The following is a 15,971-nucleotide window of genomic DNA, read 5'->3' on the forward strand; positions in this document are numbered from 1 at the left end:
CCCCTGTGGTGAGGCTTGTTTACACCCGTGTCAGCAACTTCTTCTCGGCCGCGACGGCGCTCGACCACGATGGCGGTGACCGGCGGTGCCGTACTACCGCAAACCGGTGATCGACCGTCCGTCCGTCAACGTGGCCGCCAGATCGGCCCGCGCGCCCTGCTCCGCCTTCACGGCGAGCAACGGCCCCTGCCCGGACGCGGTGACCCCGCCCGTCGACGAGATCGACGACGTCCCCTCGCTGCCCGCCGCCAGCAGGTACCAGCTCCCGGCCGCCGACTTCCACAGCACCCCGGCCAGCACATGCGGGTCACGCGGCCCGCAGGCCGGTACGTCCGTGCCCTTGGCGACGACCGCACCGGCCGCCCCGCCCGGCGTACGGAACTGGGCCAGCGCCGCCGTGCCGTCGCCGCGCCAGGTCTCGGCCCGGGTGCACACCCACGTGCCGGATCCGCTGCCGTCGGGCAGCGGCTGCGCGGCGTAGGCCCAGGCGTTGACGCTCCGGATGCCCGCCGTGCGCTCGGCCGCGAGAGAGCAGGCGAACGGCGCCCAGGCCCGCAGCCCCGCCGCGCCGGACGCCTCCTCGGCCGAGCCCGGCCGGCCGGCCGTCAGGTGGGCCGGCACCAGTTCGCCGAGGTCGGTGGTGAGCCGGCTGCCGGAGGCGTCGGTCAGCTGGAGCACGGTCCACGAGGTGCAGGCGCCCGGTCGCAGGACGGGGCTGGCCAGCGGCGCGGTGACGCCGTCGGCGAGGGTGAGCGGCGTCGCCGCCGAGTCCGGATTCGTCAGGTCCCGCTGGGCCGCCTTCCGTACCCAGGGCGCGGTGAGATAGCGGACGTTGCCGTCGGAGCGGCCCAGCACCAGCGCGCTCGCCTCGGCGCCGGACGCACCGTCGGCCCGGGCGAAGTCCAGCGCCGCGCCCTGCGTGCCGTTCTTCGGTTCGGCGTAGCGGGCGATGCGCAGGCCGTCGTAGAGGATCACCACCCGGGCGGCGTCGACCTCGCCCGCGTACAGCAGCTGGGGCGGGCCGGCCGGGCCGCCGGTCTGGGTGCCGGGGGTCGCCGAGACGCGGACGGTCTCGCCGGGGCGGGCCCAGACGGCGAGGGCGCGGCGCAGCAGGGCCTGGTCGCCGGTGAGGGGGCCGCGCGCGGGCCACACCGAGAAGTCGGTGCGGGCCGAGGTGCGCCAGGCGGTGGGGGAGACCCGGGTCAGCTTGGCTGGGTCGAGTGCGGCCTCGGCGGACGGGTTCTCGGCGTAGGCGGGGGCGGCGGCACCGTCCGGGCCCCAGCCGTCGCCCGGCAGGGCGACCAGCGCGCCGCAGACCGCGAGCGCGGCGGCGGCGGCGAGGGCGGCCTTGGTGTGCTGGCGGCGGCGCATGAGGTCGGTGGGGCGGGCCTGGAGCGAGCACGGGTCGAACTCGGCGGAGGCGAGCAGGCCCGGCTGGGTGGGCACGCTGTTCGCCGAGGCCACCGCGCCGCCCGGGTCGGCCACGCCGGCCGCGTCGAGCAGCTCGCGGATGTCCGCGTCGGGCAGCTGCTCCAGGCCGCGCAGGACGTAGGCGGCGCGGGCCGGGCCGGACAGGGTGGACAGCCGCTGGTCCAGGGCGAGTTCGTCGGCGCCGCCCGAGCGCGGGAACAGCCGCAGGCCCCACACCTGGGGGAGCAGCGGCGGGAGCTGGGAGAGCCGGGGCAGTCCCTTGCGCGGGCGGGCCGCCTCCAGGGCCGTCCGTAGGACCCGCTCACGCAGATAGGCGTACCCGGGGTCGCCGTCCCGGCCGGTGGCCTGGGCCGGGATCACGGGCGGCTGCTTGCGGCCCCGGGGCAGAGCGCGCTGGGCGAGGGCGTGTGCGGTCAGTACGCGGCGGCTGCGGCCGAGGCCCGGCGGCAGCACCAGGTAGGCGAGCCGGACCAGCCGGGGGTAGTGCTCGACGAGCGCGGCCTCGGCCTGCTCGACGTCGACCGGGGTGGTGGCGGGGGCGGACGCGTGATGCTGGGCTACATCCTGTGACTGCACAACCGGGAAACGACCGAACCGTGGGTTGGTCACCGCCGGACGAGTGATTCACGCCCGCGGCTCGGCCCGCCGGCGGGCCGGCCTCGGGCCGTTCGGCGACGAGCGCGTCGACGGGTGTTGAGCGGAACGCCGGGCGGAGCCGTATGCCAGGGGGTTGGGGCATGCTTGGGCCACCGAGACCGGAGGAACAGATGAGGTTGGCAGGACTGCTGCTCGGCGCCGCCGCCGTACTGACGCTGGCGGGCTGCGGCTCGGGAGGGGACACCGCGTCGGTGCCGCCCACGGCGACCGGCAGCCTGGAGCACCTGGCTGCCGAGGTGAAGTGCAAGCCGGACATGCAGACCGACGCCGACGAGATCCGGCAGGCCATCTGCCGTACCGGCGACGGGAGGTTCGTCCTCGCCACCTTCGCCACGGACCGCGGCCAGCGCGAGTGGATCAACGACGCGAAGGACTACGGCGGTCACTACCTGGTCGGCCGCAAGTGGGTCGCGGTCGGCGACGACGGGGTGGTCGAGGCGCTGCGCGGCACGCTCGGCGGCGATCTGGAGGAGGGCGTCGACCATCACGCGCACAGCGGCGGGCACAGCGGTGCGCACAGCGGCTGACGCGGCCGCGGACACGGCGAAGGCCGGTGACGGGAGGGGGATCTCGTCACCGGCCTTCTGTCAGGGACCCGCGGTGGGGATCATGCGCAGTTCTGACCGCGGTTGATGCAGTTGGCGATCTTGTTGGCCAGACCGTTCCGCGTGACGCTGATGAAGTCGTCGTGGTCCGTGGCCGCCTTGTGCAGCTGCTCCGGGAAACCGTCCACGGCGTAGGCGTTCTTCACCTGGCCGTTCTGGATGGCCGGCGGGTTGATGTTGTAGACGAGCCGCATGGTCAGCTGCGGGATCGCCTTGAACCCGTTCGGGCAGGCACCGCTGGCCGGGTCCGCGAAGGCCACGTGCGTGCGGTGGTTGGCGCTGTCGATGTTCTGCCCGTCCCAGCAGTTCTGGAAGGCGAACGTGCGCACCACCTTGCTGCCCTGCGGGCAGATCGGGTACTGCTGCGTCAGCTGCACCTTGTTCTCGAAGCCGGTGCAGCTCCAGTGCGCGTTGGCGTTCGCCAGGCCGTTGGTGGTGGTCTTGGCGTCACCGGTGATGATGCGCAGGAACTGCGGCATCGCGACGACCTTGCTCGCCGGGCTGCCGACGTACTTGATCTGCGCCTGCACCGGGGTCAGGATCCGGCCGACGTTGCCTTCCTTGCCGCCGCCGTCCTTGTTCTGGTCGAAGTCCTGCGTGCCGTCCTGGACGCGGACCACGGGCCAGTAGTACGACGACAGGTCGTTCCGGTTCTGGCAGCTGGTGCCGCCCTGGAGGAACGTGTTGTTGCTGGAGAAGGCGTTGATCTTCTGGTTGCCGACGTAGTCGTGCAGGTGGTGCGCGCCGTTGGTCACGCCGGGCGCCACGATGACGTTGTCGGTGTTGAAGTTCTTGTTGGCGTTCACACCGCAGCGCGTGGTGAAGATGCCGGTAGAGGCGTTGCCGGTCCTGCGCGGCTTGCCCTGGACGTTCGGCGCCACCTTGGTGATGTCGACGAAGTCGGCCGCGACCGGGCCGTTGCCCGCCTGCCCGCCGATGTTCCCCTGCTGCCCGTTCTGGCCCTGCTGCTGGCCGCCGTTCTGCTGCTGGCCGCCGTTCTGTTGCTGGTCGCCGTTCTGTTGCTGGTCGCCGTTCTGTTGCTGGTCGCCGTTCTGTTGCTGGCCGCCGGCGGTCGTCTGATTGGCGGTCTGCGTCGTACAGGCGGCGAGCTGCTTGAGCGCGTTGTCGAAGGAACCGCCGACTCGCTGGATGTCGATCCGGATCCGGTCGATCGTCGCCGCCCGCTTCTCCTTGAGGGGGCCGACGATCGCGTTCTGCACGAAGCTCGGGTCCTTGGCCTGGGCGTCCCTGGTGGAGGCGAGCCGGTTGTAGGCCTCGGTGATCTGCTTGTCGAGGTTCGCCAGCTCTGTCGCCACGCCCTGGCGGGCCGCGTTCGGCACGTTCGTCAGCTTCTGGCCGACGTCCGGGCAGGAGACCGTCGCGACCTGCGCCGTCGCGGCCTTGGTCGAGTTGCCTCCCCACGTCTGGTTGCTCGACTCGTGCGCCGAGGCGTAGAAGTTCGCCCAGATCAGCCCGCCCCCACCGAGCGCTAGGGCCGCCGATGCGGCAATGGCCTTGGTGGCCAGCGGCGTACGGCGTTTTCGTGTGTTGCGTCCCATGGAACTCCTCTGACTTCCTTGCGGGGCAGCATCGAGGCGCCCGACAGGAGTGAAGCGGCGTCCCTACATACGGACGCCGTCCCAGAGGTGTTCACCGGCCTCACGAATTACTCCCGCGACGAGGGGAGTTGGCCGGTCAGCGGTCGCGGTCGAGATAGGCGAGCACCGCCAGCACGCGCCGGTTGTCGTCGTCCGACACCTCAAGACCCAGCTTGCCGAAGATGTTGGAGGTGTGCTTGGCGATGGCCCGTTCCGTCACCACGAGCTGTGCCGCGATGCCCGCGTTGGACCGGCCCTGCGCCATCAGCTCCAGCACCTCCCGCTCGCGCGGGGTGAGACGGCCGAGCGGCCGGTCGCCGCCCGTGCCCCGGTTCAGCAGCTGCTGGATCACCTGCGGGTCCATCGCCGTGCCGCCCGCGGCCACCCGTCGTACGGCGTCCACGAACTGCTCCGCGTCGAACACCCGGTCCTTCAGCAGATAGCCGATCCCGCCGGTGCCGTCGGCCAGCAACTCGCGCGCGTACAGCTGCTCCACGTGCTGGGAGAGGACCAGCACCGGCAGCCCGGGCCGCGCCCGCCGGGCGGCGAGCGCGCATTGGAGGCCCTCGTCGGTGTGCGTCGGCGGCAGGCGTACGTCGACCACCGCCACGTCCGGGGTCAGCTCGGCCAGCGCCCGGCTGAGTTCGGGGCCGGACTCGACGGCCGCGGCGATCTCGAAGCCGTGGGCCTCCAGCATCCGCACCAGCCCGTCGCGCAGCAGGAAGAGGTCTTCGGCTAGGACAACACGCACGGGATCTCCATGGTCACCATGGTGGGACCGCCGGCGGGGCTGCTGACGGCCAGGACTCCGTCGAATGTACCGAGCCGGCGCTCGACCCCGGAGAGCCCCGAGCCCGCCCCGACCCGGGCACCGCCCCTGCCGTTGTCGGTGACGGTGATCCGCAGCCGGCCGTCGGTGTGGTGCGCGTCGATCCAGACCCGGTCGGCGCCCGCGTGCTTGACGGCGTTGGTGAGCACCTCGTTCACCGCGAAGTAGGCGGCCGACTCCACGGGCGCGTCCGCCCGGCCGGGCAGCTCCACGGTCACCTCCGTGGGCAGCGGCAGCCGGAGCGCCAACGCCCGTACGGCGTCGCCGAGTCCGCGTTCGGCGAGGACCGGTGGGTGGATGCCGCGCACCAGGTCGCGCAGCTCCTCCAGGGCCTCGGCGGAGTTCCGGCGGGCCTGGGCGAGCAGCTTCTTCGCCTGGGCCGGGTCCTGTTCGACCAGCATCTCGATGGTGCCGAGGTCCATGCCCATGGCGACCAGCCGGGCCTGGGCGCCGTCGTGCAGGTCCCGCTCGATGCGGCGCAGTTCGGCGGCGGAGGTGTCCACGGCGTCGCGCCGGGTCTCGGTCAGCACGCGGACCCGCTCGGCGAGTTCCGCGTCGCCGCCGAGGACGGCTCGGGTGAGCCGGAAGTGGGCGGTGAGCAGCGCCGGGGTGTAGCGGTAGGCGACCCACAGCAGCACGGCGGCGAGCGCGGCGGCGAGGAAGGCGGTCGCCTGACCGGTGACCGGCACGAACGCGTACCAGTAGGTGTCGCCCGGACCGGGGACGTACGCGCGCCACAGCCCGACCGGCAGCAGCAGCCCCTCGATCGGGAACAGCAGCAGCACGGCAGGGAGCAGCGCGGTGACGAAGCCGGCCGTCATGTCGACCAGCAGCCAGCGCACGTCCCGCCAGGTCTGCGGGTCCCGGAGCATGGTGAAGGTGCGGGTCCAGGGGTTGGCGCCCTCAGGGATCGGCCGGTACACCACCGGGATCCGCACCCCGCACCACTCGGCGGCGAGCCTGCGTCGCGTGCTCGCGTACTCCCGCACTCCGCCGAGGATCCAGGGGGCGAGGAACAGGCCGAGACCGATCGGGACGAGTTCCAGGGAGACGACGGTCAGGACGAAGCACAGCACGGTCACCGGCAGCATCGCCAGGGCCAGGACGAGGCCCCGTACGGCGGCCAGCACCACCTCCCGGGTGCGGGTGCGGACATCGTGCCCCTGCGTGTCGGTGTTCATGGCGTCAGTCTCTCCGACCCGGACGCCCCGGTCACTGGGCGAAGGCCCACGTCAGGGGGTGGTGCCAGGTACACCCCCGGCCCGGGCCAGCGCCTTCGCCTCCACCTCGGGGTCCAGTCCCTTGCCGGTCCGGTCCGGCCTCAGGGGTGCGGTGCCGATCTCCGTCAGCCACCGCCAGGTGTCCGTGACGGTCTCTTCGACCGGCCGGCACACCAGCCCGGTCGCGAGCGCCCGCGACACGTCCGCGCAGTGCACGGCGTCGTACATCTCACCGCCCGGCGGCACCCACACCGGCAGCTCGGTCCACGGCTCGATTCCGGCGTCCAGGATCAGCTGCGGGTCGGTCCAGCGCAGCTCCGCGTCCGCGCCGGTGACCCGCAGGCACGCCTGGAGCAGTTCGCCCATGGTGGTGTGGCCGGGCGGGCTCACCAGGTTGTACGGGCCGCTCAACTCCCCTTCCAGCGCGCCGAGGAGCCAGTCGGCGAGGTCGCGCGCGTCGACGTACTGGAGCGGCAGTTCGCGCGGCCCCGGGGCCAGCACCGGGCCGCCGCGGGCGATCCGGGTCAGCCACCAGGGCAGCCGGCCGACGTTCTCGTACGGGCCGAGGATCAGCCCGGCCCGGACCAGCAGCGAGCCCTCCTCGCCGAAGGCCCCGACGGCGGCCAGTTCGCCGCCGCGCTTGTCGGCCGCGTACTCCGTCACCTCCGCGTCGGCCGCGCCGTCGACCAGCGGTGCGTCCTCCGCGGCTCCGCGCGGCCCGGGCCAGGCGTACACCGACCGGCTGGAGACGTACGCGTACCGCCCGGCCCGGCCGCGCAACAGCCGGGCCGCCTCGTGCACCGCACGCGGGGCGGCCGACCAGGTGTCGACCACGGCATCCCAGCAGCCGGCATCCGCCGCGAGCGCGGCGAGGCCGTCGGGCGCGGTGCGGTCGCCGCGCAACGACCGTACGCCGGCGGGAGGTCGGTGCCGCCCCCGGTGGAAGACGGTCACCTCCCAGCCGCGCCCCAGCGCGGCCTCCACGACGGCCCGCCCCACGAACTCCGTACCACCCAGCACAAGAAGTCTCATGCCGGGATCGTGCCCGCTCAGGGCGCGGACCGGTACCGGGCTCTGCCGAGGGCAGAGCCGGGGGTCAGCGGCCGGCCGGCGGGGCGTACTTGTAGCCGACCCGGCGCACCGTCTGGATCGTCTGGCGGTGCTGGGCGCCCAGCTTGCGGCGCAGCCGGGCGATGTGCACGTCGACGGTGCGGCCGTCGCCGACGTGTCCGTAGCCCCAGACCGTGGTGACCAGCTGGTCGCGGGTGTGTACCCGGTGCGGGTGCGCCACCAGGTGGGCGAGCAGCTCGAACTCCAGGTAGGTGAGGTCGAGTTCGCGGCCGTCGACGCCGGCGGTGCGCCGCACGGTGTCGATCCGCACCAGCGGGTCGGCGGCGATGTCCGCCTCGTCCTCCGGCCGCTCCGGGACCGCGACCGGCAGGAACGGTGGCTGCTGGTCGGCCGGGACCAGCACCAGGTAGCCGACCATCGGCGGCTGGCCCGGCAGGGTGGGCAGGGTGTGCTGCGGCGCGGGCAGCCACCTGGCACCCGGCGGCAGGAAGTCCGGGACGTCGACGACCACCTCGTCGCGGTCGACGGCGCGCAACCGGTGCCGGGTGCCGTTCGGGGCGGGGGTGGTCAGGCTGGCGGTGGAGAGGGAACGGGTGATCGCCATGAGAGGTCAGCTCTTTCGCGCGAGAGTTCGTCGGACGATGCGACGGCCGCGATTCGTGGTCGGGCGCGCCGGAGGACGTACGTCGTTTCGCGCTGGCCGAAGGCCGGGGTGTACGGCTTTAGAGGGCCCGCGCGTTCGTCGCGCGGCAACACACACGGTCGAAGTCGTGGTGCTGACGGGAAGGCCAGAACGGCTCGAGGTCCTGACGACCCGTCGCGGTGATGTGTTGGATGCCGGCCATGGGCCCATTGAAGCAGAGGCGGCCTGCGGGCAGGAGAGTCCTCTCACTGCTTGGACGCTTCGGTGGCGTGAAAGTGGCGTTGCATCCGTCCCCCGCCCCGGCGTTCGGCCCTGGTCAGCGCCTTGTCGGTGAATTCCCGTGGCCGGAACGGCGTCTCACTCCTCGGACAGCGCGACCTCGGGCGCGCCTCGGCCGGCATGCGGCGGCCCCGGCCGGGATCGGTCGTGGCCGCCCGGGGGCCCGTGCACGACATGCGCGAGGGGCGCCCGCCGTGTCGGCGGGCGCCCCTCGGGGAGAGCTGGGCGGATCAGACCTGGCCGGCCTTCTCCAGCGCGGAGCAGCAGGTGTCCACCAGCAGGCGGGTCACCACGTACGGGTCGACGTTGGCGTTCGGGCGGCGGTCCTCGATGTAGCCCTTGCCGTCCTTCTCGACCTGCCACGGGATGCGGACCGAGGCACCGCGGTCGGAGACGCCGTAGGAGAACTTGTCCCACGGGGCGGTCTCGTGCAGACCCGTCAGGCGGTCGTCGATGCCGGCACCGTAGTTCTTGACGTGGTCCAGCGGCTTGGAGCCCTCACCGAGCGACTCGCACGCGGTGATGATCGCGTCGTAGCCCTCGCGCATCGCCTTGGTGGAGAAGTTGGTGTGCGCGCCCGCGCCGTTCCAGTCACCCTTGACCGGCTTCGGGTCCAGGGTCGCGGAGATGCCGAAGTCCTCGGCGGTGCGGTACAGCAGCCAGCGGGCCACCCACAGCTGGTCGGAGACCTCCAGCGGGGCGAGCGGGCCGACCTGGAACTCCCACTGGCCCGGCATGACCTCGGCGTTGATGCCGGAGATGCCGAGACCGGCCTTGAGGCAGTTGTCCAGGTGGGCCTCGACGATGTCGCGGCCGAAGATCTCGTCGGAGCCGACACCGCAGTAGTAGCCGCCCTGCGGGGCCGGGAAGCCGTTCTCGGGGAAGCCCAGCGGGCGGGAGCCGTCGAAGAAGGTGTACTCCTGCTCGATGCCGAAGATCGGCTCCTGCGCGGCGAACCGCTCGGCGACCTCGGCCAGCGCGGCCCGCGTGTTGGACCGGTGCGGGGTCATGTCGATGTCGAGGACCTCGCACAGCACCAGGATGTCGTCGCCGCCGCGGATCGGGTCCGGGCAGGTGAAGACCGGCTTGAGCACACGGTCCGAGGAGTGTCCCTCGGCCTGGTTGGTGGAGGACCCGTCGAAGCCCCAGATCGGCAGCGCGTCGAGGCCGGCCGGTGCACCCGCGATGATCTTCGTCTTGGAACGGAGCTTGGCCGTCGGCTCGGTGCCGTCGATCCAGATGTACTCAGCCTTGAAGGTCACGGGGGCCACATCCTTCGGGGGTGGGTCGGGCGCACTACGCGGGTGCTGCGGCGCTGCGGCACGGGGGCGCCGCTCGATCTGCCGGGCAGCCTGTCAACAGGCCGTTTCCCGGTCATTGCTCGTATGTGAACCCCGTGTTACCTGGTGCTTCTGTGCCGTGTCTCACATTGTGAGGCGGATGGTCGTGGGATATGGGACGGCCGGCGACCGCCACCCCCGTCGCGGTCGCCGGCCCCACCTCATCCCACCTTCTCGATCACCGCCCGGCGGATGAGGAACTTGCCGGGCTCCCGGACCTGCTCGAAGGCCGCGTTGTTGAGCAGGACGCAGCTGCCGGAGACCGAGGTGACCTTCACCGTCGTGGACTTGTTGTTGTCCAGGTTGGTGACCTTCAGGGTGGTGCCCGCCGGGAACTGGTTGCTGGACGCGGCCGGGGCGCCGCCCTCGCCGGAGAGGGTCACGGTCGAGCCCTTGCACACCTGCTGGCCGGCGGCCGTGGCGCCGCCGGCGTCGCCCGCGCCGCCGCCCTGCCCGGGCTGGGCGCTCTGCTGTGCACCCCCGGCCTGCTCGCCGCCCTGCTGGCCGGCATTGCCCTGCTGGCCGGCATGGCCCTGCTGATCCGCGGCACCCTGCCCCGACTGGGAGCCCTGAGCCGACTCCCCAACGGTGCAGCCGGCCGCCTTCTGCTGGACCTTGATCTGCTCGATGACCTTCTCGCGGTTGGCGATCCGGGCGGCCGACTGGGCGTCCGGTTTCGCCTTCTGGTCCGCGATGAACTTCTCGTTGTTGCCGAGGGCGGTGGCGAGCCCCTGGCAGGCGGTCGAGTCCGCGGACAGCGTCTTGGCGTTCTTCGCGGGCTGCGCGGCGTTCGAGGTGGCGGCGAGCGCGAAGGCTCCGCCGCCCGCCACCGCCGCGGCGCTGACGAGCAGCGCGAGCTTCTTCTTCGTGCTGAGTGTTCGCCTACGCGACATGCGCGCCTCCTGAAGAGGTAGGGGAGCGTACGCCGCTATGTACGAGATGCCGAACGAGGTTACTCAGTGGTCACCGTGGCATTCTCAAGTTACCTGCGTCACAGGTGAGTTGAGCATTCCTCAGCTCTTGCTGTGGTCGATGGCCTCGCGCACGGCCTCCTCGGTGCGGGCGACCAGGGCCGTTCCGTCGTCGGCGGTGATGATCGGGCGCTGGATGAGCTTGGGGTGCTCGGCCAGCGCGGTGATCCACCGGTCACGCGCGGTCTCGTCCCGCGGCCACTCCTTGAGCCCCAGCTCCTTGGCGGCCGCCTCCTGGGTGCGGGTGATGTCCCACGGTTCGAGGTTCAGCCGGTCCAGTACGGCCCTGATCTCGTCCTCGCTCGGCACGTCCTCCAGATACCGCCGGACGGTGTACTCGGCCCCTTCGGCGTCGAGCAGGCTGAGCGCGCTGCGGCACTTGGAACAGGCCGGATTGATCCAGATCTCCATGCCGCACACGGTACGCCAAACCCGTCCGGCACCCCCGTCACTGGGGCCCCGAAAGCCCTTGTGGCCAGGGCCTTTTGTCAGTGGTGGGCCGTAGAATAGAAGCAGTGTTCGAGGACGGGCACCGGATCCCCGGTGTGTGTCCTGACCGCGACAGGAGGATGCCTGTGCCCGCTGCCGCCGTGAAGCCGAAGCCGTTTCCGACCCAGTCCACCGCCCACCGTTCCGTACTGTTCGACTCGCCCTACGAGCCCGTGGTGAAGCGGCCGCTGCCGGCCGGACGGCCGCGGGAGTGGTACGTCACGCACAACCGGCGCCTGAAGGCCATGCGCCTCGCCATAGCCCTGCTCGACTCCGGGGTCTACCTGCCGGGCCAGGCCCAGGACGAGACGATCCGCAGCGCGGCGGAGCGCATCGGCATGCGTCCACCGTCCGACACCACGTGCCACATGGTCCGGGCGCTGATGCGCTACTCGCGCTGAGCGGTTGCCGGGTGCCCCACACCGCTGCGGGGCACCCGGTACCACCATGCCGCCAGGCCGTACCGGCGGCCGCGGCAGGCGTGCGGAGACCGAGTACACGCCCTGTTCGCTCTTCCCGCCCGCGTATACGAACTGCTCGCGCGGGCCCACGCCCTGTGTCGTCGTCCGCCGGGGCTGAACCGCCCCTGGCCGTCCTCGAACGGCAGCTCCCATGCCTCGGGTGCGTACGGGAGACCCCCACCGCTGAACCCGACCAGCACCAGCGGGTTCCCCGCCGGGGCGTGCGCGTCGAGCACCGCGAGTGCCTGCTCGCACCGCCGCCGCAGGACCAACTCCGAGAGACGGCCGGTGCTTTCGCCGTGCCCGGCGAAGTCGAACACCACGGCTCGGCAGCCCTCGGAGTGGACCGCACGTGTTTGCGCACCGGCCGCCCGTGGGCGGCGGACTCGAAAACCGGATGCACCGGCGGTCACCCCGTCCCTACTCGTCACGTCCGGGACCGTCGTCCTGGTGGTCCTCGGAATCGGAAACCATCTCTGGTGGCTCGCCGCCGTCGCGCTGCTGTATCTGTACGCGACGCAGGGGCGTGGCTCGCCCGGTACGACCCCGGCCGCCGGCTCCGGTGGCGCCCTGCCCGACAGCTACCGGGCGTACCGGGAGCGCCGGGAGCGGCAGGCCCGGTGGGAGCGCCGCTACCGCCGGGAGCGGCCCCTGGAAGCCCGCCGGCAGCAGCGGGAGAAGACGCGGTGAGCGGGGGCGTCGCCGGCCGTCACAGGCCGGGGGCGCCCCACACCGGGAACCAGCGGCCCAGATCCGGCTCGATCCGCAGGTCGTTCCCGAGCGCCGCCTTCACCAGCAGCTCCAGCGCGCTGTCCCGCCGCTCGGCGGCGCCGGGCAGCGGGGCGAACGGATAGAAGGTGCCGCGCTTGTAGAGGTAGACGAGCGCCAGCTTCCGCCCGGTGTCGTCCGTGAAGGCGGCCAGGGAACACAGCAGCTGCGGGCCGAAACCGTCCGCCTCCAGCGAGCTGTTCACCGCGTGCAGGTCGGTGACGAGCTGCGGCAGCTGCTGGGGAGAGCGCCGCGACACCAGCCACGAGTAGCCGTAGTCGTCCCGGCGCAGCTCCACCGGCGGGCCGGTGCGGTCGGTGTCCGCGTCCAGCAGCGCCTGCACCTCGCGGTGGAGCTGCTCGAAGGCCGCGCCCTCCACCGTGGCGAAGCACACCGCCCCGCTTCCGGTCGGCGTGAAACCGGCCGCCGCCTGGAGTGTCACGGCCGCCGACGGCAGCGCGAAGAGCTGGTCGAGGTCGGGCGCGACCGGTTTCGTCCGGCCCAGCAGGATGTCCAGCAGCCCCACCGGTCAGCCCGCCTTCCCCGGGGTGGCGGCCTCGCCCAGCTCCGCCGAGATCCGGCCCAGCTGTTCCAGCCGCTGCTCCAGGGACGGGTGGGTGGAGAAGAACCGCTCGATGCCGGGCTCCCGGCCGGTCGCCGGGGTGAAGTAGAACGCGTTGAACGCCTGGGCCGTCCGCAGGTCCTTGGTCGGTATCCGCGCGATGTCCCCGGAGACCTTGGTGAGCGCCGCCGCCAGGGCCGAGGGCCGGCCGGTCAGCTGCGCCGCCGCGCGGTCGGCCGCCAGCTCCCGGTACCGGGACAGCGCCCGGATCAGCAGGAAGCTGATCGCGTACACGGCCGCCGAGACGCCCAGCACGGCGGCGAGGACGGCGGCGGTGTTCTGGTCCCGGCGGCCCCCGCCGAGGACCTGCGAGTAGAAGGCGAACCGGACGACCAGACCCGCGATCACCCCGAGGAAGGACGCGATCGTGATCACGGCGACGTCCTTGTGCGCCACGTGCGACAGCTCGTGCGCGAGCACGCCCTCCAGCTCGGCCGGCTCCAGCCGGCGCAGCAGCCCGGTGGTCACACAGACCACGGCATGGCCGGGATCGCGCCCGGTCGCGAACGCGTTCGGCATGGCCATCTCGGAGACGGCGACCACCGGCTTGGGCATGTCCGCGATGGCGCACAGCCGGTCGACCACCGCGTGCAGCTCGGGATACTCCGCCCGCTCCACGACCCGCCCGCGCATGGCGAACATCGCGATCCGGTCGGAGAACCAGAACTGCGCCACGAACATCGCCCCGATCAGGACGACGACCAGCAGCCAGGACTTCAGCAGCACGATCAGCGCGGCGACGAAGCCCACGTACAGCAGTCCGAGCAGGAACAGCGTGAGACCCATCCGCACGGTCAGCCGCCGATCGCTCCGGAAGCGGCTCTGCATGGTGCATCACCCCGCAGTCAGGCACTCGTCCCGCTGTCCAGTGTGCACCTGTCGACGCCTAGTAGGGGGAGCGCATCTGCGCGTAGCCCAGCAGCACGATCACCACGGCCACGCAGCCGAGCACCACGGCTGTCGACACCCATGACGACCGGCGCGGCACCGGGTCCGGATCCGCGCGGAAGGGCAGCGGATTCGGCGGGTTCTCCTTCCAGCGGGCGGCGAGCATCCGGGCCCGGGCGGAGGGCTCCTTGTGCTCGGCGGAATTCGCCCACCTGTGATCGAACTCGCGCTCCCAGTCGTCCTGTTCCGGCATCCCCGTTCAACCTCTCTCGTCCGACAGAGTCCGGAGGGATGATCCCCCGACAATAGGAAGTCTGGGAAGCCGGAAAGGTTGCACACGGGCCCGGCCGGCTAGCCGGAGTGGCGGAAACGGGTGCGGTACTCCGTGGGGGTCGTGTCGAGTGTGCGGCGAAACGCCCGGATGAGGGTGTCGGTGGTGCCGAAGCCGCAGGCGGACGCGATGCGGTCGAGGGTGTCGTCCGTGGTCTCCAGCCGGTTCCGGGCCGCTTCGACGCGGGCCGCCTCGATGTAGGCGGCCGGGGTCGTGCCCAGTTCCGTCTTGAAGATCCGGGTCAGCTGGCGCTCGCTGACGTGGGCGTGCCCGGCGAGGTCGGCGATGGTCAGCGGCTCGGCGAGGTGCTCGGTGACGAAGTGGCGCAGCTCGGCCATGCGCCGGGTCGGCGAGACGGGCTCCAGGGGCACGCTGAACTGGCTCTGCCCGCCCGGCCGCTTCAGGTACATGACGAGCTGGCGGGCGACCCGCAGGGCGACGGCCTCCCCGAAGTCCTCGGCGACCAGCGCGAGGGACAGGTCCAGGCAGGCGGTGACGCCCGCGCCGGTCCACACCCCGCCGTCCTGGATGTAGACCGGGTCGGCGTCGACCTTCACCGAGGGATGCTCGGCGGCGAGCTGCTGCGCGGTCGACCAGTGGGTGGTGGCGCGCTTGCCGTCCAGCAGACCGGCGGCGGCGAGCAGGTGGGCGCCGACACAGACGGACGCGATGCGCCGGGTCCGGGCGGCGAGCGTCTTCACCCAGCCCACGAGGTCCGGATCGGTCACGGCCCGCACCCGGCCCTGCTCGTCGGTGTCGACCGAGCCGGGCACCAGCAGCGTGTCGACGGCGCGCCGGGCCACCTCCGCGAAGGTGAGGTCGGGCAGCAGCCGGACCCCGGCGGAGGTGGTGACGGGGTCCAGGGTCGCGGCGGCCAGCGCCACCTGGTAGCCGGTATCGCCGTCGGTCTCCTGCCCGAGCAGGGCGAACACCTCCGGCGGCCCGGTGACGTCCAGCAGATCGACGCCGTCGAACAGCATGACGACGACCAGCCGTCGGACACCGCTCATGTGCTCCCCCTCGGCCCGGCACTCCCGTGCATGTCCGGATCTGCAAGTTACATGACATTGCTGCCATCCGGGCCGGCTCCTAGGGTGGTCGGCGTACCCCACGGCCCCCGGATCGAAAGGTCGGCCATGCCCACCACGACCCTGCGCGAACTGAACGGCTTCGACCAGACCCCGGCCGCGCTCGCCGGCTCCACGCTGATCATGGTCGACTACCAGAACACCTACACGCGGGGCGTCATGGAGCTGACGGGCTGGGACGCCGCCCTGGACGCCGCGGCCGAGCTGCTGGCCAGGGCGCGGGCTGCGGGGGCACGGGTGGTCCACGTCGTCAACGACGGCGGCGAGGGCACCCCGTACGACATCCGCGCCGAGATCGGCCGGATCCATCCCCGCGTGGCCCCCGCAGACGGCGAGCCCGTCGTCGTGAAGCACACCCCCAACGCGTTCCTCGACACCGACCTCGCCGAGCACGTGGACGCCGCGGGGAACAAGGACGTGGTGATCGCCGGCTTCATGACCCACATGTGCGTGCTGGCCACGGCGCAGGGCGCGTTCCTGCGCGGCAACCGGCCCACCGTGGTGGCCGACGCCTCCGCGACCCGGCCCCTGCGGACGGCGGTCGCCGAGGTGCCCGCGGAGCAGATCCACCACGGCGCTCTCGCCACCGTCCAGGACCTCTACGGGGTGGTCGTGCCGTCCGCGTCAGCGCTGAGCTGAGGCGGCAGGGGGGGACAAGAGGGGGAAGGGCGAGGCCCCGC

17 protein-coding genes are annotated in these 15,971 nt (G+C 72.3%); 4 read left to right on the top strand and 13 right to left on the bottom strand.

The genetic code is table 11. The features are described from left to right. Positions 1-93: 93 nt before the first annotated feature. Entirely contained in the window at positions 94-2,007 is a 1,914-nt protein-coding gene (locus ACZ7DL_RS29170) for a hypothetical protein (protein WP_470778584.1), read from the bottom strand. A 191-nt stretch (positions 2,008-2,198) separates the two neighbouring features. Here ACZ7DL_RS29170 and ACZ7DL_RS29175 point away from each other — a divergent pair, with 191 nt between their 5' ends. Next, positions 2,199-2,615 carry a hypothetical protein gene (locus ACZ7DL_RS29175; protein ID WP_470778586.1) on the top strand — a complete coding sequence of 139 codons (417 nt, stop codon included), beginning with the start codon at positions 2,199-2,201 and terminating at the stop codon, positions 2,613-2,615. Between the two features lie 80 nt (positions 2,616-2,695). On the opposite strand, the gene ACZ7DL_RS29180 is transcribed toward ACZ7DL_RS29175, so the two are convergent. The 8 genes from ACZ7DL_RS29180 to ACZ7DL_RS29215 all read right to left on the bottom strand — a co-directional run bounded on the left by ACZ7DL_RS29180 (position 2,696) and on the right by ACZ7DL_RS29215 (position 11,055). Continuing rightward, entirely contained in the window at positions 2,696-4,252 is a 1,557-nt protein-coding gene (locus ACZ7DL_RS29180; protein ID WP_470778588.1) for a DUF1996 domain-containing protein, read from the bottom strand. Positions 4,253-4,388: 136 nt separating this feature from the next. Next, the gene (locus ACZ7DL_RS29185) at positions 4,389-5,042 is read right to left on the bottom strand and encodes a LuxR C-terminal-related transcriptional regulator (RefSeq protein WP_470778589.1); all 654 of its coding nucleotides are present in this window, start codon (positions 5,040-5,042) and stop codon (positions 4,389-4,391) included. Next, the gene (locus ACZ7DL_RS29190) at positions 5,027-6,301 is read right to left on the bottom strand and encodes a sensor histidine kinase (RefSeq protein WP_470778591.1); all 1,275 of its coding nucleotides are present in this window, start codon (positions 6,299-6,301) and stop codon (positions 5,027-5,029) included. The genes ACZ7DL_RS29185 and ACZ7DL_RS29190 overlap by 16 nt, the downstream gene beginning before the upstream one ends. A gap of 51 nt (positions 6,302-6,352) precedes the next feature. Further along, entirely contained in the window at positions 6,353-7,372 is a 1,020-nt protein-coding gene (locus tag ACZ7DL_RS29195; RefSeq protein WP_470778594.1) for an NAD-dependent epimerase/dehydratase family protein, read from the bottom strand. A gap of 64 nt (positions 7,373-7,436) precedes the next feature. After that, positions 7,437-8,015 carry a winged helix-turn-helix domain-containing protein gene (locus ACZ7DL_RS29200; RefSeq protein ID WP_470778596.1) on the bottom strand — a complete coding sequence of 193 codons (579 nt, stop codon included), beginning with the start codon at positions 8,013-8,015 and terminating at the stop codon, positions 7,437-7,439. A 548-nt stretch (positions 8,016-8,563) separates the two neighbouring features. Continuing rightward, positions 8,564-9,595, bottom strand: a complete 1,032-nt coding sequence (gene glnII / locus ACZ7DL_RS29205; RefSeq protein ID WP_470778599.1) for a glutamine synthetase — start codon at positions 9,593-9,595, stop codon at positions 8,564-8,566. 239 nt (positions 9,596-9,834) lie between these two features. Further along, the gene (locus ACZ7DL_RS29210) at positions 9,835-10,566 is read right to left on the bottom strand and encodes a hypothetical protein (RefSeq protein WP_470778601.1); all 732 of its coding nucleotides are present in this window, start codon (positions 10,564-10,566) and stop codon (positions 9,835-9,837) included. A gap of 120 nt (positions 10,567-10,686) precedes the next feature. Further along, the gene (locus ACZ7DL_RS29215; protein ID WP_470778603.1) at positions 10,687-11,055 is read right to left on the bottom strand and encodes an arsenate reductase family protein; all 369 of its coding nucleotides are present in this window, start codon (positions 11,053-11,055) and stop codon (positions 10,687-10,689) included. A gap of 164 nt (positions 11,056-11,219) precedes the next feature. Here ACZ7DL_RS29215 and ACZ7DL_RS29220 point away from each other — a divergent pair, with 164 nt between their 5' ends. Together ACZ7DL_RS29220 and ACZ7DL_RS29225 are read left to right on the top strand one after the other, a co-directional pair. Further along, a complete protein-coding gene (locus ACZ7DL_RS29220) occupies positions 11,220-11,534 on the top strand; it encodes a hypothetical protein (protein WP_470778604.1) in 315 nt (104 codons plus the stop codon). 510 nt (positions 11,535-12,044) lie between these two features. After that, on the top strand, positions 12,045-12,284 hold the full coding sequence (locus tag ACZ7DL_RS29225) for a hypothetical protein (protein WP_470778606.1): 240 nt from the start codon (positions 12,045-12,047) through the stop codon (positions 12,282-12,284). 19 nt (positions 12,285-12,303) lie between these two features. Here ACZ7DL_RS29225 and pspAB read toward each other — a convergent pair whose 3' ends face one another. The 4 genes from pspAB to ACZ7DL_RS29245 form a co-directional block, all read right to left on the bottom strand. After that, positions 12,304-12,888: a PspA-associated protein PspAB gene (gene pspAB / locus ACZ7DL_RS29230; protein WP_470778609.1), complete on the bottom strand. Its 585-nt coding sequence runs from the start codon at positions 12,886-12,888 to the stop codon at positions 12,304-12,306. 3 nt (positions 12,889-12,891) lie between these two features. Next, positions 12,892-13,812: a zinc metalloprotease HtpX gene (gene htpX, locus ACZ7DL_RS29235; RefSeq protein WP_470778612.1), complete on the bottom strand. Its 921-nt coding sequence runs from the start codon at positions 13,810-13,812 to the stop codon at positions 12,892-12,894. Between the two features lie 58 nt (positions 13,813-13,870). Then, a complete protein-coding gene (locus ACZ7DL_RS29240) occupies positions 13,871-14,125 on the bottom strand; it encodes an SCO2583/SCO2584 N-terminal domain-containing protein (RefSeq protein WP_470778613.1) in 255 nt (84 codons plus the stop codon). Between the two features lie 98 nt (positions 14,126-14,223). Next, entirely contained in the window at positions 14,224-15,213 is a 990-nt protein-coding gene (locus ACZ7DL_RS29245) for a GlxA family transcriptional regulator (RefSeq protein WP_470778614.1), read from the bottom strand. A gap of 126 nt (positions 15,214-15,339) precedes the next feature. Here ACZ7DL_RS29245 and ACZ7DL_RS29250 point away from each other — a divergent pair, with 126 nt between their 5' ends. Further along, positions 15,340-15,930 carry an isochorismatase family protein gene (locus ACZ7DL_RS29250; RefSeq protein ID WP_470778616.1) on the top strand — a complete coding sequence of 197 codons (591 nt, stop codon included), beginning with the start codon at positions 15,340-15,342 and terminating at the stop codon, positions 15,928-15,930. The last annotated feature ends 41 nt before the right edge of the window (positions 15,931-15,971 follow it).

The organism is Streptomyces sp. NPDC036984, assembly GCF_055607665.1.